The sequence below is a fragment of the Aromatoleum evansii genome (assembly GCF_045689615.1).
In the GTDB taxonomy this organism is placed as follows: domain Bacteria; phylum Pseudomonadota; class Gammaproteobacteria; order Burkholderiales; family Rhodocyclaceae; genus Aromatoleum; species Aromatoleum evansii.
In genome coordinates, this window is sequence record NZ_CP141259.1 from 4,915,170 (window position 1) to 4,939,422 (window position 24,253).

Consider the following 24,253-nt stretch of genomic DNA (forward strand, 5'->3'; position numbering starts at 1 on the left):
ACTTCTCACTTGGCGGAAGTAGCGTAGGCTCTCCAGCTCGGCTTGCCGGCGTTGAATTCACGCAGCGTTGTCCAGCGGCCTTGTCCCTCAACGAACACATCCTTCTTCGTCGTGTTTTGGTACGTGTCTTTAGTGATCTTGGGATAAAGCCCTAGGTACTCCTGACCCGAGAACTTGTCGTTCTCGTTATCCATCAAAGGCATGACCGCTACCTGGCCACTACGCAGTCCGTCGAAGTAGCCGAGCTCCCACGGCATCCACTTGGAAGTAGACGCCGCCTCGGTTGCCAAGTAGATCAACGAGGCCGACTGCCTCATCCGGCGTCGCAGTAATTCCGCCGTCTCGGAACTAACAGTGCTGCGATCGAGCTGTGTATCCGTGTCCCAGTCCACGTAGACCTTTAAGCCGCGCGCTTCCAGCAAACGCTTGACGCCCAGCACCAGATCGGCGTCCGTAATCGAGTGGGAAAGGAAGACGTCAAAGGACTCGCTGTCCCTAGTCGCCTGGCGGTCCTCCTTCAGGATCTGCGCGGATGCCTTGACGACCTGAGACTTTGCGATGGTGGCCGTGCGTGCAGCAGTGCGCGCTTCGCTCTTGGTGAAGTACGTAGCCAAGCTTCCTCCTAGGTCGATGGTTGGGCCCAGACCGCTCGGCCTCGATTGCACCGTTTTCGTATGCGCTCTTTGAGATGGAATATTACACGCGCTACTGCCCCAGATGGCATATCACATATGCGTGGCGATGTGCCGGCAAGCGAGTAAGAATGTCTCGGTGCGCCTCAATGCCGGTATGTGGCGTGACGTCGACCGTCGCCTTATTGGCCGACACAACTCTCCGGAACCGCTCCGGCAAGCGGCCGCTCGGCACCTGACCCGTTGCCGCGAGCGGCCGAACCGCGCTCAGATCTCGATCTGCTCAGAGATCTCCAAAGCATCATCGACCTCGATGCCCAGGTAACGGACGGTCGACTCGAGCTTGGAATGACCCAGTAGGATCTGAACGGCCCTCAGATTCTTGGTCCGCTTGTAGATCAGGGTCGCCTTCGTTCGCCGCATAGAATGCGTGCCGTAGGCCGCTGGATCCAGACCGGCCGCAATCACCCATTGCTCCACGATCCTCGCGTACTGCCGGGTGGATACGTGCGGCGAGCGGTGCAGTCGGCTTGGAAAGAGGAAGTCCTCCGGCTTCAGCTTTGCCTTGTCGATCCATGTCGCCACCGTCGTTCGCGTCGGCTCGGTCAGTTCGAACTGAACGGGCCGTTGCGTCTTTCTCTGGACGACCGCGGTGCGCGACAGCACTTGGCTGCCGTGTGTCACGTCTCGCACGCGGAGGGCGACGAGGTCGCATCCGCGCAGCTTGCTATCGATGGCCAGATTGAACAGCGCCAGATCCCGTACCTGATGGGCATTCTGAAGGTGGATGCGGATCGCCCAGATATCGTTGGGCTTGAGCGGCGCCTTCTGACCCACCAGCTTTCCCTTGTTCCAGGGTTCTCGATGTTCGTAGGATTCCATGCCAGACTCCTTAGCTGTTGATCGGAGTCTGATTGTTCGCCGGGAAGCGGCCGGCAGCTTCTGGGAAGGCGGGCGAACTCGTTCCGGCCACGAGCGGACCCACGTACCTGCTCCCCACAGCGGTCGTTGGAGGACAAAATGTGTCCCACACATTGGAGTTGTTATAATGACATGACGTTATCAAATCTCTGCAATCATTGCGGTGTGGAAGCTGTCAGCATTATCAATTGATGTGCGGCCCCACGTGTCGCTGCAAACACTGTTTGCCTTCATGGTTTAGCCCCTCAGCGGAACGGAAGCTTTTGTGGACATCAATCAACGTATGCTTCAGTGGTCGCAGACCGTATACGGTGTTGCGCACTCCCTCAACATCGCGAAAGCGGTGAAGCTGGGGAACTTGGATACCCTCATCGAAAGCCTCACCGAAGCAGACGCCTGGAATGAGTCAGACCTGGGGTTTACGTCTTGCCTCCCACAGAAGGACTTCAAGGACGGAGCAATCAAGCTAGACGGAAAAGATCACGATGATGTTTTCATAAATCTATCGGAAAGCATCGTGCGCATTCTGTTTGTTAACCTTGCTGTCCTCGCGGATGAATGCCTCGCGTACCTAATTGAACGTGCCGATGTTAATCCGCCGAACTACCTGACTAGTAAAGCTGAGTGGGTGAAGTCCAAGATTGATAGAAAATACGCGTGGGCGGCAAACGGCCTGTTGGAGCTTTGTGCTCTTCGGAACGCCATTGTTCATGCGAATGGTGTTCTGAATGCGTCTGCTATAGAGATTTTGGGGAAGGCAGACATTTCTGATGCGCAGGTCGGCCACTTGGTGAGCCTTTCTTTCGGAGACCTGTTCCGATACCGTCGCGCATTGCGAACTGTGTTTGGAGAGATCGAGAAGCTTGCAGTGTCTTGAGGGCTAACGAGTCGATCGGCACAAACGTCGTGTCGGGCACGCTTCGCCCCCCATAGTGGCATGTTACCCGGCCCTCTATAACACCGAGATTCATTCATTCGAATTAGCGAGCAACCAATGAACGATGCAACCGAGGGCTCAGTTCAGTTTCGCCATGAGTACAAGGTTTCTGAGAGTTCGTTCGAGCTAATCAAGGTGGCGGACACCCAACAAAATCGAGATCACTATCTCCTGATCGAGATGACGAACTCAAAGATTGCTACGGAAGTGAGCGGCAACAACGTGATCATGGCAGCTTCGATGTCAGCGAAGGCGTACTACATTTTCGGAAGTTGCCCCAGCTTCATCGGGGAGCTAGTGTCCGACATGGCCGCGTCGGTCAATGGCTTCGACAAATCGGTCCGATTGACGAACGGGTCAGTCATGATTCGGATCGAGGATCTGAAGGGCCTCCATATTGGTACGTACTTGTTCTACAAGATCGTCAATTGGGTCAAGACCAACGCCCCAGGGTACCGGGTTATCCCGATTAGCCTGTCCAACGTCGATGCCAGCGAGAAGAACAAGGATCGTCGCAATACCTTCTACGAGAATTTTGGCTTGAAGTTTGAGTACCTGGCGGAGAACGGCGTCGAAAAGGCGAGCGGACGTTCTCTGGCGATACTAACAACGGACGACCTCATCCCCTACCAGAACTGGCCCAACATCAATGTGCGGCACCTGCACAGCGGGCTCAAAGATTTGGCTTTTGACGTAGATCGAATGCGCCGGTCGCTGTTCGACGCCAAGCGTAGCATCCGCTCACATGTAAGGGATCGCAAGAAGAAGGATGACAGGTTGCGAACTTTGGCAAGATGCATCAATTGGCCCCTGTACATATTCTTCGCCTTCGCAGGGATCGCCATGGGAAAGATTCTCAGCTGATGATAGAACCTGCCCTAGGTCTTGGTAACCTGGATTGGCATTAGCGGATTTCAACCGGTGCATTCAAGCGAGAGGGGCGGAACTTCAACGCTTATATCGGTTTCGGAACATCCCAACAGGAGGTGATTAAACTGAAGTTTTGCGTGCAGCCCCAGTAGCTGCTTGACATAGGTATTCTTGATCTCCAGCGATCGTCGAGTCACCGCGGCATTGAGCGGCTGGATTGGGTCGTAACGAGCAGTTCGAAGCATAGAAGACCTGTCGCTCGACGGCATAGTGCTCCGTGCGGCAGCTTCCCTCTACACCGCTGTCGCTCACCCGGCGCGGGCTGGCCGGCAGCATTGGCCGAGAAGCCGGCGGAGACCTGCGACAGCCGATCACCCTGCCCTCTGACTCAGATGTGAAAACGCCCGGACGAGCCGGGCATTATCATGAGGCAATCCAGTTTTCGACTTTATTGCCCAGTTTTCGACTTTAATGACGAGTTTTCGACTTTAATTGTCAGGAACAAAACTTCAGGACCAACTGCCCCGCCTTACTCCACCGTCACCGACTTCGCCAGGTTCCGCGGCTTATCCACGTCAGTGCCCTTCACCAGCGCCGCGTGATACGACAGCAACTGCAGCGGCACGACGTGCAGCACCGGCGACAGCATGCCGTAGTGCTCGGGCATCTGCAGGATATGCACGCCTTCGCTTTGCGAGATCTCGCTGCCGGCGTCGGCGAACACGTAGAGCTCGCCGCCGCGCGCGCGCACTTCCTGCAGGTTCGACTTGAGCTTTTCCAGCAACTCGTCGGCGGGGGCCACCGCGATCACCGGCATGTCCTTGTCGACCAGCGCCAGAGGACCGTGCTTCAGCTCGCCGGCGGCGTAGGCCTCGGCATGGATGTAGGAGATCTCCTTGAGCTTCAGCGCGCCTTCCATCGCGATCGGCCAATGCTGGCCGCGACCGAGGAAGAGTGCATGCTGCTTGCCGGCGAAGCGCTGCGCCCAGCGCTCGATCTCCGGCTCGAGATCGAGCACCTTCCGCACGGCGACCGGCAGGTGGCGCAGTGCCGTGAGGTAACGTGCCTCGTCTGCTTCCGGCAGGCGGCCGGCGAGCTTCGCGAGCGACAGGGTCAGCAGCGCCAGCGCCGCGAGCTGCGTCGTGAATGCCTTGGTCGAGGCGACGCCGATCTCCGGGCCTGCGCGCGTGATGAAGCGCAGCGCGGCCTCGCGCACGATGGCCGATTCGGGCACGTTGCAGATCGCCAGCGTGCGCGCCATGCCCTGCACCTTGGCATGCTTGAGCGCGGCGAGCGTGTCGGCGGTCTCGCCGGACTGCGAGATCACGACCACCAGCGTGTCCGGATTCGCGACCGATTCGCGGTAACGATATTCGCTTGCGATCTCGACGCTGCACGGCAGCTTCGCGATCGCCTCGATCCAGTACCGCGCGACGAGACCGGCGTGGTAGCTCGTGCCGCACGCGAGCACCAGCACGCGCCCGACACCGCCCAGCAGCTCGGGCGCCTGGGTGCCGAAGAGCTGCGGCGTCACCGAGCCGCCGCCGGCGATGATCTCGAGCGTGTTCGCCAGCGCCTGCGGCTGCTCGAAGATCTCCTTTTGCATGTAGTGGCGGTACTGGCCCAGTTCGACCGCGTCGGCGGACAGGCTCGACACGTGCATCGCACGCTCGACCGGCGTGCCGTCGGGGCGCGCGATGCGGTAGCCGTCGAGGCGCAGTTCGGCGATGTCGCCATCCTCGAGGTAGATCACCTTGCGCGTGACCTGCAGCAGCGCCGCGGTATCGGACGCCGCGTACATGCCGTCCTCGCCCACGCCCAGCAGCAGCGGCGCGCCGTGGCGCGACACGATCGCGCGCGAGCGGTCGCTCTCGCTGATCACGCCGATCGCGTAGGCGCCAACGAGTTCGTTGGTCGCCAACCGCACCGCCTCGAACAGGTCCGGCTGCACCGCGAGCTTGCTGTGGATCAGGTGGGCGATCGCCTCGGTGTCGGTCTCCGAGACGAATTCGTAGCCCTCGGCCGTGAGGCGCTGCTTGATGGCTTCGAAGTTCTCGATGATGCCGTTATGCACGACGGCGAGCCCCGCCGACACGTGCGGGTGCGCGTTGCGCTCGGACGGCACGCCGTGCGTCGCCCAGCGCGTGTGCGCGATGCCGATGCCGGCATCGAGCTTCTGCTCGTCGGCACGCGCGGCCAGCTCGGCGACGCGGCCGGCCGCGCGCACGCGCTGCAGCCCGCCGTTGAGCACGGCCAGGCCGGCTGAGTCGTAGCCGCGGTATTCGAGCTTGCGCAGGCCTTCGAGGAGGACGGGGACGACGTTCTTCGTCGCGATGGCAGTGACGATGCCGCACATGATGTTTTCTCCGGCTTACTTCTTCTTCACCGGCCGCTTCCAGCCGGCAATGGTGATCTGCTTGGCCCGCGACACGGTGAGCTGCTCCGGCGGGGCATCCTTGGTCAGCGTCGTGCCGGCTCCGAGCGTCGCCCCGCGGCCGACGCGCACCGGCGCGACGAGCTGGGTGTCGGAGCCGATGAACACGTCGTCCTCGATGATGGTGCGGAACTTGTTGGCGCCGTCGTAATTGCAGGTGATCGTGCCCGCACCGATGTTCACGCGCTGGCCGACGTCCGCATCGCCGACGTAAGCTAGGTGGTTGGCCTTCGAATGGTCGGCGATCGCGCTGTTCTTGACCTCGACGAAGTTGCCCAGATGCACGTCGTCGCCCAGCGTCGTGCCGGGGCGCGTGCGCGCGTACGGGCCGATCACGCATTCGCGCCCGGTGACCGTGTCCTCGATATGCGAGAACGGTGCGATCCGGGTGCCCGCGCCGATGCGCGCGTTGCGGATCACGCAGTTCGCGCCGATGCGCACGTCGTCGCCCAGCTCCACACGCCCCTCGAACACGCAACCGACGTCGATCTCGACGTCACGGCCGCATTCGAGCTCGCCGCGCACGTCGATGCGTGCCGGGTCGAGCACCGTCACGCCCGCGTCCATCAGCGTCTGGGCGATGTTGCGCTGGTGGATGCGCTCGAGTTCGGCGAGCTGCGGCTTGCTGTTCACGCCCAGCGTTTCCCACACCGCGTCCGGCTGCACCGTGACGATGTCGACGCCCTCGGCGACCGCCAGGCCGATGATGTCGGTCAGGTAGTACTCGCCCTGCGCGTTGTCGTTGCCGATGCGCCCGAGCCAGTCGCGCAGGCGTGCGACCGGCGCGACGAGGATGCCGGTATTGACCTCGCGCACGCGGCGCTGCTCGGCGCTGGCGTCCTTCTCCTCGACGATGCGCGTGACCTTGCCGCCGGCATCGCGCAGGATGCGTCCATAACCGGTGGGGTTGTCGAGTTCGACGGTCAGCAGTGCGAGCTTGCCGCTGCCGGCCGCCGCCTGCAGGCGACGCAGCGTCGGCGCACCGATCAGCGGCACGTCGCCGTACAGCACCAGCGCCATCTCGCCGTCGGTGAGTTCCGGCAGCGCCTGCTGCACCGCGTGCCCGGTGCCGAGCTGCGGCTCCTGCCGCGCCCAGCGCAGCGCCGCGTCCTGCAGACGCTCGCGCACGACCTCGCCGCCATGGCCATACACGACGCAGATGCGCGACGCATCCAGCGCGCGGGCGGCCCCGATCACATGCGCCAGCATCGGCCGTCCGGCGATCGGCTGCAGCACCTTGGGCAATACCGAACGCATGCGCTTGCCCTGCCCGGCCGCGAGAATCACCACTTCCATGAAAGCCTCGTCCCTGTTCGAACAGGGCGCGATTTTAGCATGCGGCCCGAGCCGCCCCCGTGCCGCACCCGGCACTGTCGCACGGATGGGACAGGGATGCGGCAGCGCAAACATGTTTTTACAGCGATGCAGGCAAATCTCTGATAACGCGCCTAAAATGCAGTTTTTGCATCGCAACGGAAATACACCGACCATGGATCGCAACGTCACCGACTTCATCCAGAACCGCACCTTCGACGAGATCCAGGTGGGCGACCGCGCCCAGCTCGTCCGCACCCTGCGGCCGGACGACATCCACCTCTTCGCCGTCATGTCCGGCGACGTGAATCCGACCCACGTCGATCCCGAATTCGCGCGCTCCAGCCAGTTCCGCGAGGTCGTCGGCCACAGCATGTGGGGCAGCACGCTGATCTCCACCATCCTCGGCACCGAATTCCCCGGCCCCGGCACCGTCTATGTCTCCCAGGGGCTCAATTTCCACCGCCCGATCACCATCGGCGACACGCTCACGATCACCGTCACCTGCCGCGAGAAGTTCGAGCACAACCATCACATGGTGTTCGACTGCCTCGCGCTCAACCAGGACGGCCTGAAAGTCATCGACGGCGTCGCCGAGGTGCAGGCGCCCACCGAGAAGATCAAGCGCGCACGCGTCCACCTGCCCGAAGTCACGATCTCCGACCGCGAACTGCGCTACGGCCACCTGCTTTCCATCACGGCGGGCATGGCGCCGATCCCGATCGCCGTCGCCCACCCCTGCGACGCCGAGTCGCTGCGCGGCCCGATGCAGGCCGCACAAGCGGGCCTCGTCATTCCGGTGCTGGTCGGCCCCGAAATGAAGATCCGCGCGATCGCCGAGCAGGAAGGCATCGACCTGCACGGCGCGCGCATCATCGACGTCGCCCATAGCCACGAGGCCGCCGAAACGGCCGTGACGCTCGCCCGCGAAGGGCAGGTCGAGGCGCTGATGAAGGGCTCGCTGCACACCGACGAACTGATGGGCGCGGTGGTGTCGAAGGCAGGCGGACTGCGCACCGCGCGCCGCATCAGCCACGTCTTCCTCGCCGACGTGCCGACCTATCCGCACCCGCTGCTGATCACCGACGCTGCGATCAACATCGAGCCCACCCTCGAGGACAAGGTCGACATCATCCAGAACGCGATCGACCTCGCCCACGTCATGGGCCTGCCCGAACCCAAGGTCGCGATCCTGTCGGCGGTCGAGACGGTCACCTCGAAGATCCGCTCCACCATCGACGCCGCCGCGCTGTGCAAGATGGCCGACCGCGGCCAGATCAAGGGCGGCCTGCTCGACGGCCCGCTCGCCTTCGACAACGCCGTCTCGCTCGTCGCCGCCAAGACAAAGGGCATCCGCTCGCTGGTCGCCGGCAACGCCGACATCCTGGTCGTGCCCGACCTCGAGTCCGGCAACATGGTCGCCAAGCAGCTCGAGTACCTCGCCAACGCGCTGATGGCCGGCGTCGTGCTCGGAGCACGCGTGCCCATCGTGCTCACGAGCCGCGCTGACACCGCCGAGACGCGCGCCGCCTCGTGCGCGATCGTGCAGCTCATGGCGCACAAGAAGCGCGAGGCGCGGCTCGCATGAAGGCTGTGCTCGTCATCAACGCCGGATCGAGCAGCCTGAAGTTCGCGCTCTTCGCGGTCGAACCGGAACTTGCCCGCAGTCCCGCCCTGTCGGGGCAGATCGAAGGCATCGGCGCCACGCCGGTGCTGTCGGCGAAGGACGCGGCGGGCAACCGGTATCACGAGCCGGTGCTGACCGGCGGGAGCCAGAGCGAACAGCACAAGGATGCGCTCAACCACCTGTTCCGCTGGCTCACCGCGCACAACCCCGCGCTCGACATCGTCGCGGCAGGACACCGCATCGTGCACGGCGGCGAGCTGTACAGCGCGCCGGTGCGGCTCAACGAATCGGTGCTGCGCGACCTCGAAGGCTTCATTCCGCTCGCCCCGCTGCACCAGCCGCACAACCTGCGCGCGGTGCGCGCCGTGGCGACGCTGATCCCCGAGATTCCCCAGGTCGGCTGCTTCGACACCGCCTTCCATCGCACCCAGCCGCCGCTCGCCCAGGCCTTCGCGCTGCCGCGCGCGATCAGCGCGGAAGGCGTCAAGCGCTACGGCTTTCACGGCCTGTCCTACGACTACGTGGCGCGTCAGCTCCCCGACGTGATCGGCGAGCGCGCGAACGGCGCGGTACTGATCGCCCACCTGGGCAACGGCGCGTCGATGTGCGCGCTGCGCGAGGGCAAGAGCGTCGCCTCCACGATGGGCTTCACCGCGGTGGAAGGCCTGATGATGGGCACCCGCACCGGCAGCCTCGACCCTGGCGTCATGCTCTACCTGATGGAGCAGAAGGGCATGAACGCCAAGGCCCTGACCAACCTCCTGTACAAGGAGTCCGGCCTGCTCGGCGTCTCCGGCATCAGCCAGGACATGCGCACGCTGCTCGCATCGGACGCGCGCGAGGCACGCGAAGCGGTCGATCTCTTCTGCTACCGCATCGCCCGTGAAATCGGCTCGCTCGCGGCGGCGGCTGGCGGTCTCGATGCACTCGTGTTCACCGGCGGCATCGGCGAGCACGCCGCGCCGGTCCGCGCGCAGGTCGCCAGACTCTCCGCATGGCTGGGCATCGCGATCGATGCGGAAGCGAATGACGCGCACGCACTGCGCATCGACGCCCCGGAGAGCCGCGTCGCGGTCGCCGTCGTGCCGACCAACGAGGAAGGCATGATCGCCCACTACACGCTGGAACGGCTGGCGCACTGAGCGCCGGCAGACGGTGACAAAAAGGGCGACCCGCGGGTCGCCCTTTTAATTTCGTCCGCCGAAAACGGCTCAGCGCGGCAGGACCGTCTCGCCCATGAGGAACTGATCGACCTCACGCGCGCACTGACGACCTTCCCGGATCGCCCACACGACGAGCGACTGGCCGCGGCGCACGTCGCCGGCAGCAAACACCTTCGGCGCGCTGGTCGCGTAGCAGCCGGCACCGTCGGTCGTCGCCTTGGCGTTGCCGCGCGCATCCTTCTCCACGCCGAAGGATTCGAGCAGCTTGCCCAGCGGATTCGTGAAGCCCATCGCGAAGAACACCAGGTCGGCCTTCACCTCGAATTCCGAACCCGCGATCTCCGCCATGCGGCCGTCCTTCCACTCGAGCCGGACCGCCTTCAGGCCGGTGACCTTGCCGTCCTTGCCGAAGAACTCCTTGGTCGCGACGGCGAAGTCGCGTTCGCAACCTTCCTCGTGCGACGAGGAGGTGCGCATCTTGATCGGCCAGTACGGCCAAGTCAGCGCCTTGTTCTCCTGCTCCGGCGGCATCGGCATCAGCTCGAACTGGGTCACGCTGGCCGCACCGTGGCGGTTGGACGTGCCGACGCAGTCGGAACCGGTATCGCCGCCGCCGATCACGACGACGTGCTTGCCTTCGGCCGAGATCGGGTTCGGGCCGTCACCGGCCACCGCCTTGTTCTGCGGAATCAGGAACTCCAGCGCGAAATGCACGCCGCCCAGCTCGCGCCCCGGCACCGGCAGGTCGCGCGGCACTTCGGAACCCGCCGCGAGGATCACCGCGTCGAACTCCTTCTGCAGCGCCTCGGCGCTGACGAATTCCTTCGCGTCGTTGGCAATGCCGGGCGCAGCAGTGTCGGACCCGACGATCACGCCGGTGCGGAAGCGCACGCCCTCGGCCTCCATCTGCGCCATGCGGCGGTCGATCAGGCCCTTCTCCATCTTGAAGTCGGGGATGCCGTAACGCAGCAGGCCGCCGATGCGCGTGTTCTTCTCGAAAACCGTCACGTCGTGGCCGACGCGCGCCAGCTGCTGCGCGGCAGCGAGGCCCGCGGGGCCGGAACCGACGACGGCGACCTTCTTGCCGGTCTTTGCGGCAGCCGGACGCGGCTGCACCCAGCCCTCTTCCCACGCCTTGTCGATGATCGCGTGCTCGATCGACTTGATTCCGACCGCGTCGGAGTTGATGTTCAGCGTGCACGCCGCCTCGCACGGCGCAGGGCAGATGCGGCCGGTGAACTCAGGGAAGTTGTTGGTCGAATGCAGAACCTCGATCGCCTCCTTCCACTGGTTGCGATACACGAGATCATTCCAGTCCGGAATGATGTTGTTGACCGGACAGCCGTTGTTGCAGAAGGGGATGCCGCAATCCATGCAGCGCGCCCCCTGCACCGCAGCCTGCTCGTCGCTCAGACGCAGCACGAACTCCTTGTACTTCTTCAGGCGCTCCGCAACCGGCTCGTAGGCCTCCGACAGACGCTGATACTCCAGAAATCCTGTGGGCTTGCCCATTTTTTACGCGGCCTCCAGTTGCTTCTGCTTCTGCGCGGCCATCTCGGCCAGCGCGCGACGGTATTCATGCGGCATCACCTTGACGAACTTGCAGCGCCAGGCGGTCCAGTTTTCGATGATCTCGCGGGCACGTGCGCTACCGGTGTAGCGGGCGTGACGCTCGATCAACCCCTTCAGGATGAGCTCGTCGCCCATCTCGAGGTGGTTGATGTCGACACGGCCGTGCGACTCGAGGTCGTCGCCGGACTCCGAGCCCTTGCGCGCCTCGATCTCCTCGGGCACAGGCTCCAGCGCGACCTGCGCCATGTTGCAGCGCTGCTCGAACGTGCCGTCCTCGTCCAGCACGTAGGCGACACCGCCCGACATGCCGGCCGCGAAGTTGCGCCCGGTCTGGCCCAGCACGACGACGGTACCGCCGGTCATGTACTCGCAACCATGGTCGCCCACGCCCTCGACGACCGCGGTGGCGCCCGAGTTGCGCACCGCGAAACGCTCGCCACCGACGCCGGAGAAATAGGCCTCACCCTCGATCGCGCCGTAGAGCACGGTGTTGCCGATGATGATGTTCTCGGTCGAGGTGCCGCGGAACGAAGCCTGCGGACGCACGATCACGCGACCACCCGACAGGCCCTTGCCGACGTAGTCGTTGCCTTCGCCGACCAGCTCCAGCGTCACCCCGCGCGCCGTGAAGGCACCGAAGCTCTGGCCGGCGGTGCCGGTCAGGGTCACGTGGATCGTGTCGTCGGGCAGGCCGGCATGGCCGTACTTCTCGGCGACACGCCCGGACAGCATCGCACCGACCGTGCGGTTGATGTTGCGCACCGGCACATCGATGCGCACCGGCTCGCCGCGCTCGAGTGCGGGTTTGGCCAGGTCGATGAGCTGGTTGTCGAGCGCCTTCGCGAGGCCGTGGTCCTGGGTTTCGACGTGACGCTTGGCCACGCTCGCGGCGACCTTCGGACGATGGAAAATGCGGCTGTAGTCGAGGCCGCGCGCCTTCCAGTGCTCGATGCCCTTCTTCATGTCCAGCAGTTCGGGACGGCCGATCAGGTCGTCGAACTTGCGGATGCCGATCTGCGCCATCAGCTCGCGCACTTCCTCGGCGACGAAGAAGAAGTAGTTCACCACGTGCTCGGGCTGGCCGGTGAAGCGCTTCCTCAGTTCCGGATCCTGCGTCGCGACGCCGACCGGGCAGGTGTTCAGGTGGCACTTGCGCATCATGATGCAGCCTTCGACGACCAGCGGAGCGGTCGCGAAGCCGAACTCGTCAGCGCCCAGCAGCGCACCGATCACGACGTCGCGGCCGGTCTTCATCTGGCCATCGACCTGCACGCGGATGCGGCTGCGCAGGCTGTTCAGCACCAGCGTCTGCTGCGTCTCGGCGAGCCCCAGTTCCCACGGGCTGCCGGCGTGCTTGATCGACGACCACGGCGAAGCGCCGGTGCCGCCGTCGTGGCCGGCGATCACGACGTGATCGGCCTTGGCCTTGGCGACACCCGCGGCGACCGTGCCGACACCGATCTCGGACACCAGCTTGACCGAGATCGAAGCGGCCGGCTGGGCGTTCTTCAGGTCGTGGATCAGCTGCGCGAGATCCTCGATCGAGTAGATGTCATGGTGCGGCGGCGGCGAGATCAGGCCGACGCCCGGCACCGAGTGGCGCAGGAAGCCGATGTACTCGCTGACCTTGTGGCCGGGCAGCTGGCCGCCCTCGCCGGGCTTCGCGCCCTGGGCCATCTTGATCTGGATCTGGTCGGCATTGACCAGGTACTCGGTCGTGACGCCGAAACGGCCCGAAGCGACCTGCTTGATCGCCGAACGCAGGCTATCGCCCGCCTTCAGCTCGAGGTCGCGTGCGATGCGGTTCTCGCCGACGATCTGCGACAGGCGCATCGCCTGCGTGATCGGCTTGAAGCGCATCGGGTCCTCGCCGCCCTCGCCGGTGTTCGACTTGCCGCCGATGCGGTTCATCGCCACGGCCAGCGTCGTGTGCGCCTCGGTCGAGATCGAGCCGAGCGACATCGCGCCGGTGGCGAAGCGCTTGACGATCTCCTTGGCCGGCTCGACTTCCTCGAGCGCCACCGGGGGACCGGCGGGCTTGATCTCGAACAGGCCGCGCAGCGTCATGTGGCGCTTGCTCTGGTCGTTGATCAGCTTCGCGTATTCCTTGTAGGTGTCGGCCTTGCCCGAGCGCGTCGCATGCTGCAGCTTCGCGATCGATTCCGGCGTCCACATGTGGTCGTCGCCGCGCACGCGGTAGGCGTAGTCGCCACCTGCGTCGAGCATGTCGACCAGCACCGGGTCGTTGCTGAAGGCCTTGCGGTGCAGGCGGATGGCTTCCTCCATCACCTCGAACACGCCCATGCCCTCGACCTGGCTGGTCGTACCGGTGAAGTAGCGGTCGCACAGCGACTGCTTCAGGCCGACCGCCTCGAAGATCTGCGCGCCGGTGTAGGACATGTAGGTCGAGATGCCCATCTTGGACATGACCTTCATCAGGCCCTTGCCGACCGCCTTGACGAAATGCTTGATCGCCTTCGCGCCGGCCTCGCCGCCACCGGCGATCTGCTGCAGGGTCTCCATCGCGACATACGGATGGACGGCTTCCGCGCCGTAGCCCGCGAGCACCGCGAAGTGATGCACCTCGCGTGCGGTACCGGTCTCGACCACCAGGCCGGCGCGCGTGCGCAGGCCCTTCGACACGAGATGCTGATGCACGGCCGAGGTCGCCAGCAGCGCCGGGATCGCCACCTTCTCGGCGTCGACCTTGCGATCCGACACGATCAGGATGTTGTAGCCCTGCAGCACCGCATCCTCGGCCTCGGCGCACAGCGTCGCCAGGCGCGCCTCGACGCCTTCCTTGCCCCACGCGACCGGATAGCACGCGTCCAGCTCGGCCGAGCGGAAGCGGCTGTCGGCGTAACGCGCGATGTTGCGGATCTTCGCCATGTCGTCGAAGTCCAGCACCGGCTGGGTCACCTCGAGGCGATACGGGGGGTTGATCTCGTTGATCTCGAGCAGGTTCGGGCGCGGGCCGATGAAGGACACCAGCGACATCACCAGTTGCTCGCGGATCGGGTCGATCGGCGGGTTCGTCACCTGCGCGAACAACTGACGGAAGTAGTTGTAGAGCGGCTTCTCCTTCGCCGACAACACGGCGAGCGGCGAATCGTTGCCCATCGAGCCGGTCGCTTCCTCGCCGGTCTTGCCCATCGGCTCGAGGATGAACTTGATGTCTTCCTGCGTGTAGCCGAAGGCCTGCTGGCGATCCAGCAGCGAGGCGGCAGGCTGCACCGGCTCGACGCCTTCCGGCACGGGCAGGTCGTCGAACTTGATGTTGATGCGACGGATCCATTCGCGATAAGGCTTGGCCTGGGCCAGCGACTCCTTCAGCTCGCGGTCGTCGATGATGCGGCCCTGCTCCATGTCGATCATGAACATCTTGCCGGGCTGCAGGCGCCACTTCTTGACGATCTTGCTGTCGGGGATCGGCAGCACGCCGGATTCCGAGGCCATGACCACGAGGTCGTCGTCGGTGACGAGGTAACGCGCCGGACGCAGGCCGTTGCGGTCGAGCGTCGCGCCGATCTGCACGCCGTCGGTGAAAGCGACCGCCGCCGGGCCGTCCCACGGCTCCATCATCGCCGCGTGGTACTCGTAGAAGGCGCGGCGCTTCTCGTCCATCAGCGTGTGCGACTCCCACGCCTCGGGGATCATCATCATCACCGCGTGGGCGAGCGAGTAGCCGCTCATCACGAGCAGCTCGAGCGCGTTGTCGAAGGACGCCGAGTCCGACTGGCCCGGATAGATCAGCGGCCAGATCTTCTGCAGGTCGTCACCGAGCAGCGGCGAATGCGTGCCCTTCTCGCGCGCGCGCATCCAGTTGTAGTTGCCGCGCAGCGTGTTGATCTCGCCGTTGTGCGCGATGTAGCGGAACGGATGCGCGAGGTCCCACTTCGGGAAGGTGTTGGTCGAGAAACGCTGGTGCACCAGCGCAAGCGCCGACACCGCGCGTGCGTCGGCAAGGTCGCAGTAGTATTCGCCGACCTGCGTGGCGAGCAGCAGGCCCTTGTAGTTCACGGTGCGGGCCGACATCGACACCATGTAGAACTCTTTGCCATGCTTGAGCTGCAGCGCGTTGATCGCGTTCGCCGCGCGGCGACGGATCACGTACAGCTTGCGCTCGAGCGCGTCGGTCACGGTGACGGTCGGGCCGCGGCCGATGAAGACCTGGCGCATCACCGGCTCCTTGGCCTTCACGGCCGGCGACATCGGCATGTCGCGATTCACCGGGACGTCGCGCCAGCCGAGCACCACCTGGCCTTCCGCGCGCACGGCGCGGCCGATCTCTTCCTCGCACGCGAGGCGCGACGCCTGCTCCTTGGGCAGGAACACCATGCCGACACCGTATTCGCCCGCCGGCGGCAGGGCGATGCCCTGCTTCGCCATCTCTTCGCGATACAGCGCATCGGGAATCTGGATCAGGATACCCGCGCCATCGCCCTGCAGCTCGTCGGCGCCAACCGCACCCCGGTGGTCGAGATTCTTCAGAATCTCAAGCCCCTGGCTGATGATTGCATGACTCTTGACGCCCTTGATGTGGGCGACGAAGCCCACACCACAGGCGTCATGTTCATTGGTCGGGTCGTACAGACCCTGCTTCTGGGGGAGATCCATCACGTTCTTCCTCGACACAACACGTTTGCCGGAAAAGCCGGCGTTGATCGGGCGACGGCAGCGCCGCATGCAAATAACGCACCAAAATTGTGCAGGCGTCAAAAAGAGCCGGGATGCGCGCGCACACCGGCTCCTTCGGCCAATGCTTGACACACGGCCACTGCTTACCTTTCAGGCGGACTTAGGAATATACCTCCGCAAAACCGCTGTTTCAAGAAATTTTTGCGTTGCGGTAAGCCTATGATGCCTCAATGAATTTCGCCAACGGCGAAGAGGCGGCGGTGCTCTTTCATGGCGTAGCGGTCGGTCATTCCCGCGATGTAGTCGGCGATTGCACGCGGCGTGTCGGCGCGCGCCCGCATCTGGTACTGCGGCGGGAGCAGGCGAGGATCGCTCATGAAGGCGCCGAACAGATCCTGGATGATGCGGCGCGCCTTGTCCGTCATGCGCAGCACCTGATAGTGCGCGTAGAGGTTCTGCCGCAGGAAGGCCTTCAGCTCGCGCAGGCGCGGCGCCAGCTCTTCCGAATACGCGACCAGACGCCCGGCATGACGCACGTCCGCAAGCGACTGCACGCCGGCGGCCTCGATGTTCGCACGCGTCGTGGCGATGAGGTCGAGCGCCATCTCGTTGATCATGCGCCGGATCGTCTCGTGGATCAGGCGACGCCCGCCCAGGCCGGGCCAGCGCGCCTCCGCATCGCGGCGGGCATCCGCGAAAACGGCGACTTCGTCGAGCTGCTCGAGCGTGATCAGCCCCGAGCGCAGGCCATCGTCTACGTCGTGGTTGTTGTACGCGATCTCGTCCGCGAGGTTCGTCAGCTGCGCTTCCAGCGAAGGCTGATGGCCGGCGAGAAAGCGCTGTCCCAGCTCGCCCAGCTCCTTGGCGCGCTCGCGCGAGCAGTGTTTGAGGATTCCCTCGCGCGTTTCGTAGCATAGGTTGAGGCCGTCGAACGCGGCGTAATGCTCCTCAAGAAGATCGACGGTTCGCAGGGATTGCAGGTTGTGCTCGAAGCCCCCGTGCGCCTTCATGCAGGCATTCAGGGCGTCCTGACCCGCATGCCCGAACGGCGTGTGCCCGAGATCGTGCGCCAGCGCGACGGCCTCGACCAGATCCTCGTTGAGCTGCAGCGCCCGCGCCACCCCGCGCGAGATCTGGGCCACCTCGATGCTGTGCGTGAGACGGGTACGAAAGAGGTCGCCCTCGTGATTGACGAAGACCTGCGTCTTGTACTCGAGCCGCCGGAACGAATTCGAATGGACGATGCGGTCGCGGTCGCGCTGGAACTCGGTACGTATGCCCGGCGAGGGCTCGGGATGAACGCGCCCGCGCGAATTAGCTTCGGTAACCGCCCAGGCAGCGAGCGCCATCATGCGCAACGCGCTTCGATGGCAGCCGCGATCGCCTCGTGCGTCGCATCGGCATGGATGACCGCCCTGCCGATGCCGCGCAACAGGATCAGCCGCAGCCGCCCGGCCTCCACCTTCTTGTCGTGGGCCATCAACTCCAGATAGCGCGACACGCCAAGCCGCGGGCCATGCACGGGCAAGCCGGCACGTCGGTGCAGCGCCTCGATCCGCACGACCTCATCGCCGCTCAACCACCCCAGCCGCGCCGACAGCTCCGCCGCCATCATCGTCCCTGCCGCGACGGCCTCGCCGTGTAGCCAGGCCCCATAGCCCATGCCGGTTTCGATCGCATGGCCGAAGGTATGGCCCAGATTCAGGAGCGCCCGCTCGCCCTGTTCGGTTTCATCGGCAGCGACGACCTCGGCCTTGTTCGCACACGAGCGCTCGATCGCGAACGCCAGCGCCTCTGGATCGCGCGCAACCAGGCGCTCGATGTTCGACTCCAGCCACTCGAAGAACGCCGGATCGCGGATCAGGCCGTACTTGATCACTTCCGCCAGGCCTGCCGCGAGTTCGTTCCCCGGCAGCGTTTCGAGCGTGCCCGTGTCGGCCAGTACGAGTTTCGGCTGGTAGAACGCGCCGATCATGTTCTTGCCGAGCGGATGATTGATCGCCGTCTTGCCGCCCACCGACGAATCGACCTGAGACAGCAACGTCGTCGGAATCTGGATGAACGGCACGCCCCGCTGGTAGGTCGCTGCGGCAAAGCCCGTCATGTCGCCGACGACCCCGCCGCCCAGGGCAAGGAGGGTCGTGGAGCGCTCACAACGCTCGGCCAGCAGCATGTCGAAGATCAGGTTCAGCGTCGGCCAGTCCTTGTGCACCTCGCCATCGGGCAAGGTCACGGCGTGCACGCGCACGCCGCTGTCGCGCAGCACGCTCTGCAGCGGACCAAGGTATAGCGGCCCCACGACGTCGTTGGTGACGATCGCGACGCGCGGCGTCCTGAGGAAGGGAACAATCAGCGAAGGGTCGGCGAGCAGGCCGCGACCGATGTGAATCGGATAGCTGCGGTCGCCGAGGGCCACATTCAGGGTACGCATATCACTTCTTGAAGTTATCGATGGCCTTCTCGATCACCCGCACCATCCCCCCGGGGTTGCCGCGACCGCCATCGACGATGATGTCCGCGACGGAACGGTACAAGGGATCGCGCTCGCGGTAGAGCGTCTCGATACGCTCGCGCGGGTTGGGCACCTGAAGCAAGGGCCGGTTGCGGTCGTGCCGCGTCCGCTCCCACAGGACCGTGGTCGGGACGTTGAGGTAAACGACGATACCCCGCTCGGACATCATCGCGCGATTGTCGGGATTGAGAACGACCCCGCCGCCGGTGGCCAGCACCAGGTCGGACTCGTGCGTCAGCTCGTCAATGAGCTGAGTCTCGCGCCGCCTGAAACCTTCCTCGCCCTCAATCTCGAAGATCGTGGAGACCTTGACCCCCGTGCGAGCCTCGATCTCGTGATCGCAATCGATGAAGCGCATGCGATGACGCCGGGCATACTCGCGACCAACCGTGGTCTTCCCGGCGCCCATCATGCCAACCAGAATCACTAACACCAAACCGGCATCCGATACGTAATGCCAGCAACTATACAGCAGGCCAACGAGCCTGCGCGTACGCCGATCACTTGAGCGTCAGCGTGTCCGCAACGATGCGCGGCGTCAGGAACACCAGCAGCTCGCGACGTGCCGACTGCGTGCTCGTCGAGCGGAACAGGGCGCCGAGGTAGGGAATCTCGCCGAGCAGCGGCACGCGATCCACGTTGGTCGTCTCCTCTTCCTCGAACACGCCGCCGATCACCACCGTGCCGCCGTTCTCGACCATCACTTCGGTCGTCACGCTCTTCTTGTCGATGGGCGGATTGCCGAGAATGCTGCGCGAGAAGTCGGCCCTGTCCTTGCTTACCTCGACCTTCAGCTGGATGCGGCCGTCAGGCGTGATCTGCGGACGCACCTTGAGCATCAGCACGGCGTCCTTGAAGCTGACCGTAGGCGGCTCGGTGCCGCTCGAGGGCGTGACGTAGGGAATTTCCTGGCCCTGCTTGATCGTCGCTTCGACCTGGTTGGCCGTGAGGATGCGCGGACTGGAGACCACCCGGCCACGACCGTCCGACTCCAGCGCTGCCAACTCGAGGTTCAGGAAGCGCGTCAGCGAACGGTTGAACAGGGTCAGGTTCAGCGCGCCGAAAGGGTTTGTCGGCAGGAAGCCATTGCCACTGACCGCGTTCTCGCCGACACGATGGATGATCGTGTTGATCGGCGTATCCGGGTCCGTGCTGATCGCGCCGGTCGAAGAATTGAAATTGCCGAACTCGGACGATCCGAAGCCGATCTTCGCACCATCGCCGAGGTTCTTCGCGCGGCGATCGCCGTAACCAAGACGCACACCGAGGTCGCGCGCAAAGTCCTTGTTCGCCTCGACGACCCGCGCCTCGATCATGACCTGGCGCGGCGGGATGTCGATGTCCTTGATGAGGCTCGCGAGGGCCGCCAGGCGGCTGGCGACGTCGGTGACGAACAGCCGGTTGCTGCGCTCGTCGACGACGACGCTGCCACGCTTCGACAGCATCGTCTGATCCTTGCTCTTCAGGAAATCGAAGATTTCCTTGGACTTGTGGTAATTGATCTGGAAGCTCTCGGTCTGCAGCGGCTCGAGGTCGCCGATCTGCGCCTTCGCTTCGAGCTGCAGCTTCTCGCGCGTCGCGAGCTCCTCACCCGGGGCGATCCAGATGACGTTGCCCGACTTGCGCATGTCCAGGCCCTTGGCCTGCAGGATGATGTCGAGGGCCTGATCCCACGGCACATCCTTGAGGCGCAAGGTCAGATTGCCCTGCACGGAGTCGCTGGTGATGATGTTGAAGTTGGTGAAGTCCGCGATGACCTGCAGCACCGACCGGACGTCGATGTTCTGGAAGTTCAGCGAGAGCTTCTCACCCTTGTACTGGCCGCGTGCGGCGCCCTGGACGAGCTTGTTCGGATCCTCGACGACACGGCGCACCTCGAGCACGAACTGGTTGTCGCTCTGGTAGGCGTTGTGCTCCCACTTGCCATTGGGAGTCACCTGCAGGCGGACGTTGTCGCCCTGCTGCTGGGCGGTCATGGAGGTCACCGGAGTGGCGAAGTCGGTGACGTCGGAGCGGCGACGCAGATGCTCGGGCAGCGAGGTCTTCAGGAATTCGACGACCAGTCCGCCGCCCTGCTGACGGATGTCGATGCCGGCATCGGAGCTCGAGAGCTGAACGACCACCCGGCCTTCACCGTCCTTGCCGCGGCGGAAATTGATGTCGCGGATGCTGCTGCCCTCGGCGACCGCGTCACTCTTCTGCGGCGCGAAATTGGCCATTGCCTGCGACACCTGGGTGGTCGTCGCGCCGACCGGCGCTGCGGCACCGAGAGAAATGATGACGGAGCGCCCCTCGATGCGCGACTCGAACGGCGTCACCTTGGAAACATTCAGGACAAGGCGCGTGCGGTCACCTGCCTGCACGATGTTGGCGCTGCGCAGGTCGCCCTGGTCGATTTCCTGCACGCTGCGACCCAGGCCATTGACGGTGCCGGGAAAATCGAATGCGATCCGCGCGGGGTTCGCAACGCTGAAACTCGCCGGCGGCGCCGCCAGGGGCTCCTTCAGCGTGAGTTTCAGCAATACGGATCCCCCTTGCCGGGAAACCTCGAGATCTTCGATGCGGTTCGGCGCGGCCTGGGTCTGCGACGACGCAGCTTGCGCCAGGACGGCGGGCGCAGGAACAGCGAGGGTGAACGCCGCACACAGCAGCGCAATCATGCGTTGTTTGTTCATTTCCGTGCCTCCTGCTGCTCCTGCAGCAGCAATGTGCTGATGCGCTCGACCCAATCGCCGTTCATGTCTTCAACCAGTTCCTTAAGGGTGACTTCCGACTCCGAGATCGCCGTCACCAGTCCGAAGTTCTGGCCCATGTAGTTGCCGACCCTGACCTGGTGCAGGTTCTGGTCGGCGCGGACCAGGGCGTGTACCTTTTTGTTCTGGGTGATCACGCCGACAAGTTGCAGGGATTCGAGCGGGTAGGATTCGAGCGGCTCGCGCCTCCGATCGAGATCGGGACCGCCGCGTCGGGAGGTCTTGGTTTCCGGTTCGATGCGGCTCGCAACAAAGGGGTCTGCGGCGCCTTCGGCTTCGTATTTCACGACTGGCGCGGGCTTCACCTCGGGCAGGGGCTTGATCGTCTGGGGCATGCCCTTTTCCTGCTCGACCATCCAGCCCTGGATGTCCTCCTGGTCGCCGGCACAGGCGGTGAGGACAAGGGCACTTGCAAGTATCAGAAGGCGTTTCATGGCTTTCTCACTTGCCTCCCTTTGCCTTTGCGGCCTTCTCCTGCTGGCGCTTCTGCGCGAGCTCCTCTTCGTCGAGGTAGCGATACGTGACGGCCTTCGCTTCCAGCTTGAGCCCGCCGTCCTTGAGGGTTTCGAGCGCGACATTGTCCAGCGTCACGATGCGGGACATGCGGGCGACGTCCTCGGCAAACGCGCCGAGATCGTTGTAGGCACCGACGATGCGCACATCGATCGGCATCTCGGCATAGAAATCCTTGACCGCTCGGCGCCCGGCTTGAAGAGCTCGAACTGCAGCCCGCGGCCCACGCCGGCCTGGTTGATGTCGGACAGCAGCGAATCCATCTCGGCGCGATTCGGAAGCTGCTTGAGCAGCGCGCCGAACTGGCGGTCGGTCTCCTCGAGCTGAAGCTTATAGGCATCCAGATTCACGGCAAGCTTCTTCTTCGTCACCCAGTCGCCGCGCAGTTGCACCTCTTCAGCCTCGCGCTGTTCGAGGAGCGCCACCTGATCGCGCCAGTCGAACCACCATGCGAGCGCAAGGGCCGCAACCAGCAACGCGACGAACACCGCGATGCGCGGCGCCAGCGGCCATGCGCCGGGATCGTTGGGATCGAGCCCCTTGAAATCCTGCGAGAGCCGCTCGAAATCGATGCCTTTGAGTTTGCCGGGATTCATTTTCTGGCCCCTTGATCGCCTTCGGCCTTGGGCCCTTCGATACCGATATTGAGCGCGAAATCGCTGACCCGCCGCTTGTTCACGGATGCGGACTTGATTTCCACCAGCCCCGGGTTGGCGAGATAGGGCGATTCGTCGAGGCTGCGCATCAGCGCCGAAACGCGCGAATTGGACTGCGAGTAGCCGAGCAGGGCGATCTTCGGCCCGGTCTGCTTGATCGATCGCAGATACACGCCGTCGGGCACGCGCCGGGCAAACTCGTTCATGACGTTCACCGCCTGGCCCCGCGTCGTCTGCAGGGACTCGATGACCTGCTTGCGCGCCAGCAGGGCGTCGATCTGCTCGCGCAGACGCTTGATTTCGGCGATCTGGGCGTCGAGCTTGGAGATCTCGGCCTTGAGGAAGTCGTTGCGGCGTTCCTGACGCTCGACATAGCCTGCGATGACGGTGTGCACGACCAGCGCGACCAGCAGGCCGGCCGCGACCATCGCGACGGACACGACGTAGAACTGCTGGCGCCGTTCACGGCGCTTGAGCTCCCGATGGGGCAGCAGATTGATTCGAATCATGAATCGAATCTCCGGAGCGCCAGCCCGCACGCGACCATCAACGACGGTGCATCGGCCAGCAGATTCTTGGGTCGCACACGCGACGACAGCGACATCCCGACGAAGGGATTGGCGACGATGGACGGGACCTGGGTGCGACCGGCGACGACCTCGGACAGCCCGGGCATGACCGAGCAGCCGCCCGCGAGGACAATGTGGTCGACCTGGTTGAACTGTGTGGATGTGAAGAAGAACTGCAGGGCCCGCGAGACTTCGAGGGCCAGGCTATCCATGAAGGGACGCATCAGGTCGCGCTCGTAATCCTCGGGCAGCCCTCCGGTCCGCTTCGCAGACTCGGCGTCCTCGACGCTCATGCCGTACTGCCGTGCGATTTCCTGCGTGAGCTGCATGCCGCCGAACGCCTGTTCGCGGGCATAGAGCTGCTGGCCATTGCGCAGCACGCTGACGTTCATGACGTTGGCACCGACGTCGATGACCGCGACGATCTTGTCGGCACCTCCGCCCGGGAGCTGCTTCGCCACGAGCTCGAAGGCAGCCTCCGCAGCAAAGGACTCGACGTCCATCACGACGGCCTTGAGGCCAGCGGATTCGACGACGGCGACGCGATCCTCGACCTTTTCCTTGCGCGATGCCGCGATGAGGACTTCTACTTCCTCGGGGCTGCCCGGCGACGGGCCGACCACCTGGAAGTCGAGATTGACTTCGTCCAGCGCGAAGGGGATGTACTGGCTGGCCTCGGACTCGACCTGGAGCTCCATTTCCTGGTCGCGCAGGCCGCCCGGCAGGATCATCTTCTTGGTGATGACCGCCGAAGCAGGGAGCGCAATGGCCACCTGCTTGATGCCCCCGCCCATGCGGCGCACGGCACGCGACACGGCCTCGCTCACGCCTTCGAGATTGGCGATGTTGCCGTCGACGACGGCGTCACGCGGAAGGGATTCGATGGCATACCGCTCCATGCGGTATGCACCCTTTTCGCCCTCTGACAGCTCGACCATCTTCACGGATGAAGATGAGATATCGAGGCCGACCAGTTGGCGCGCCTTGGGGCGAAAGAGGGAGAAGTCCATCACAAAGAAAATCCTTAAATTTCTTTATGTTAGGCGCCGATACTGAATAAGCTTCTGAGATGCTAGCAACAAAGTGTTGCGAGTGCAAACACAGACGGCGGCGGATGCTTTGGAGGCTCAGGTCGCGCAAAC

17 protein-coding genes and 1 pseudogene are annotated in these 24,253 nt (G+C 64.2%); 4 read left to right on the top strand and 14 right to left on the bottom strand.

Going from position 1 to position 24,253, the window contains the following annotated elements; all coding sequences use genetic code 11:
• Nucleotides 1-5 precede the first annotated feature (5 nt).
• Both U5817_RS23040 and U5817_RS23045 read right to left on the bottom strand, forming a co-directional pair.
• On the bottom strand, nucleotides 6-614 hold the full coding sequence (locus tag U5817_RS23040) for a toll/interleukin-1 receptor domain-containing protein (protein WP_407278965.1): 609 nt from the start codon (nucleotides 612-614) through the stop codon (nucleotides 6-8).
• A 285-nt stretch (nucleotides 615-899) separates the two neighbouring features.
• Nucleotides 900-1,514 carry a tyrosine-type recombinase/integrase gene (locus tag U5817_RS23045; RefSeq protein ID WP_407278966.1) on the bottom strand — a complete coding sequence of 205 codons (615 nt, stop codon included), beginning with the start codon at nucleotides 1,512-1,514 and terminating at the stop codon, nucleotides 900-902.
• A gap of 304 nt (nucleotides 1,515-1,818) precedes the next feature.
• On the opposite strand from U5817_RS23045, the gene U5817_RS23050 reads away from it, so the two are divergent.
• Both U5817_RS23050 and U5817_RS23055 read left to right on the top strand, forming a co-directional pair.
• On the top strand, nucleotides 1,819-2,430 hold the full coding sequence (locus U5817_RS23050; protein WP_407278967.1) for a hypothetical protein: 612 nt from the start codon (nucleotides 1,819-1,821) through the stop codon (nucleotides 2,428-2,430).
• 117 nt (nucleotides 2,431-2,547) lie between these two features.
• Nucleotides 2,548-3,354: a hypothetical protein gene (locus U5817_RS23055; protein ID WP_407278968.1), complete on the top strand. Its 807-nt coding sequence runs from the start codon at nucleotides 2,548-2,550 to the stop codon at nucleotides 3,352-3,354.
• 535 nt (nucleotides 3,355-3,889) lie between these two features.
• Here U5817_RS23055 and glmS read toward each other — a convergent pair.
• Nucleotides 3,890-5,716 carry a glutamine--fructose-6-phosphate transaminase (isomerizing) gene (gene glmS / locus U5817_RS23060; protein ID WP_407278969.1) on the bottom strand — a complete coding sequence of 609 codons (1,827 nt, stop codon included), beginning with the start codon at nucleotides 5,714-5,716 and terminating at the stop codon, nucleotides 3,890-3,892.
• Between the two features lie 15 nt (nucleotides 5,717-5,731).
• A complete protein-coding gene (glmU, locus tag U5817_RS23065; protein ID WP_407278970.1) occupies nucleotides 5,732-7,090 on the bottom strand; it encodes a bifunctional UDP-N-acetylglucosamine diphosphorylase/glucosamine-1-phosphate N-acetyltransferase GlmU in 1,359 nt (452 codons plus the stop codon).
• 193 nt (nucleotides 7,091-7,283) lie between these two features.
• On the opposite strand from glmU, the gene U5817_RS23070 reads away from it, so the two are divergent.
• On the top strand, nucleotides 7,284-8,696 hold the full coding sequence (locus U5817_RS23070) for a bifunctional enoyl-CoA hydratase/phosphate acetyltransferase (RefSeq protein ID WP_407278971.1): 1,413 nt from the start codon (nucleotides 7,284-7,286) through the stop codon (nucleotides 8,694-8,696).
• Nucleotides 8,693-9,877, top strand: coding sequence for an acetate/propionate family kinase (locus U5817_RS23075; RefSeq protein ID WP_407278972.1), 1,185 nt, complete (start codon nucleotides 8,693-8,695; stop codon nucleotides 9,875-9,877). Before U5817_RS23070 ends, U5817_RS23075 begins: the two co-directional genes overlap by 4 nt.
• A 69-nt stretch (nucleotides 9,878-9,946) precedes the next feature.
• On the opposite strand, the gene U5817_RS23080 is transcribed toward U5817_RS23075, so the two are convergent.
• The 10 genes and pseudogenes from U5817_RS23080 to U5817_RS23125 all read right to left on the bottom strand — a co-directional run bounded on the left by U5817_RS23080 (nucleotide 9,947) and on the right by U5817_RS23125 (nucleotide 24,121).
• A complete protein-coding gene (locus U5817_RS23080) occupies nucleotides 9,947-11,410 on the bottom strand; it encodes a glutamate synthase subunit beta (RefSeq protein WP_407278973.1) in 1,464 nt (487 codons plus the stop codon).
• Nucleotides 11,411-11,413: 3 nt separating this feature from the next.
• A complete protein-coding gene (locus tag U5817_RS23085) occupies nucleotides 11,414-16,087 on the bottom strand; it encodes a glutamate synthase-related protein (RefSeq protein ID WP_407278974.1) in 4,674 nt (1,557 codons plus the stop codon).
• A gap of 248 nt (nucleotides 16,088-16,335) precedes the next feature.
• Complete coding sequence (locus U5817_RS23090; RefSeq protein WP_169126364.1) at nucleotides 16,336-17,460, bottom strand: deoxyguanosinetriphosphate triphosphohydrolase; 1,125 nt, start codon at nucleotides 17,458-17,460, stop codon at nucleotides 16,336-16,338.
• Nucleotides 17,457-18,539 carry a 3-dehydroquinate synthase gene (gene aroB / locus U5817_RS23095; RefSeq protein WP_169126365.1) on the bottom strand — a complete coding sequence of 361 codons (1,083 nt, stop codon included), beginning with the start codon at nucleotides 18,537-18,539 and terminating at the stop codon, nucleotides 17,457-17,459. The genes U5817_RS23090 and aroB overlap by 4 nt, the downstream gene beginning before the upstream one ends.
• A 1-nt stretch (nucleotide 18,540) precedes the next feature.
• Nucleotides 18,541-19,032 (bottom strand): shikimate kinase, encoded by a 492-nt coding sequence (locus U5817_RS23100; protein WP_407281125.1) that lies wholly within the window; start codon nucleotides 19,030-19,032, stop codon nucleotides 18,541-18,543.
• Nucleotides 19,033-19,120: 88 nt separating this feature from the next.
• Nucleotides 19,121-21,295, bottom strand: coding sequence for a type IV pilus secretin PilQ (gene pilQ / locus U5817_RS23105; protein WP_407278975.1), 2,175 nt, complete (start codon nucleotides 21,293-21,295; stop codon nucleotides 19,121-19,123).
• Nucleotides 21,292-21,807 carry a pilus assembly protein PilP gene (locus U5817_RS23110; RefSeq protein ID WP_169126368.1) on the bottom strand — a complete coding sequence of 172 codons (516 nt, stop codon included), beginning with the start codon at nucleotides 21,805-21,807 and terminating at the stop codon, nucleotides 21,292-21,294. Before U5817_RS23110 ends, pilQ begins: the two co-directional genes overlap by 4 nt.
• 7 nt (nucleotides 21,808-21,814) lie before the next feature.
• Nucleotides 21,815-22,482, bottom strand: a pseudogene (locus U5817_RS23115) (type 4a pilus biogenesis protein PilO).
• Complete coding sequence (locus U5817_RS23120; protein ID WP_407278976.1) at nucleotides 22,479-23,051, bottom strand: PilN domain-containing protein; 573 nt, start codon at nucleotides 23,049-23,051, stop codon at nucleotides 22,479-22,481. Before U5817_RS23120 ends, U5817_RS23115 begins: the two are co-directional and overlap by 4 nt.
• The gene (locus U5817_RS23125) at nucleotides 23,048-24,121 is read right to left on the bottom strand and encodes a pilus assembly protein PilM (RefSeq protein WP_169126371.1); all 1,074 of its coding nucleotides are present in this window, start codon (nucleotides 24,119-24,121) and stop codon (nucleotides 23,048-23,050) included. Before U5817_RS23125 ends, U5817_RS23120 begins: the two co-directional genes overlap by 4 nt.
• Between the last annotated feature and the right edge of the window lie 132 nt (nucleotides 24,122-24,253).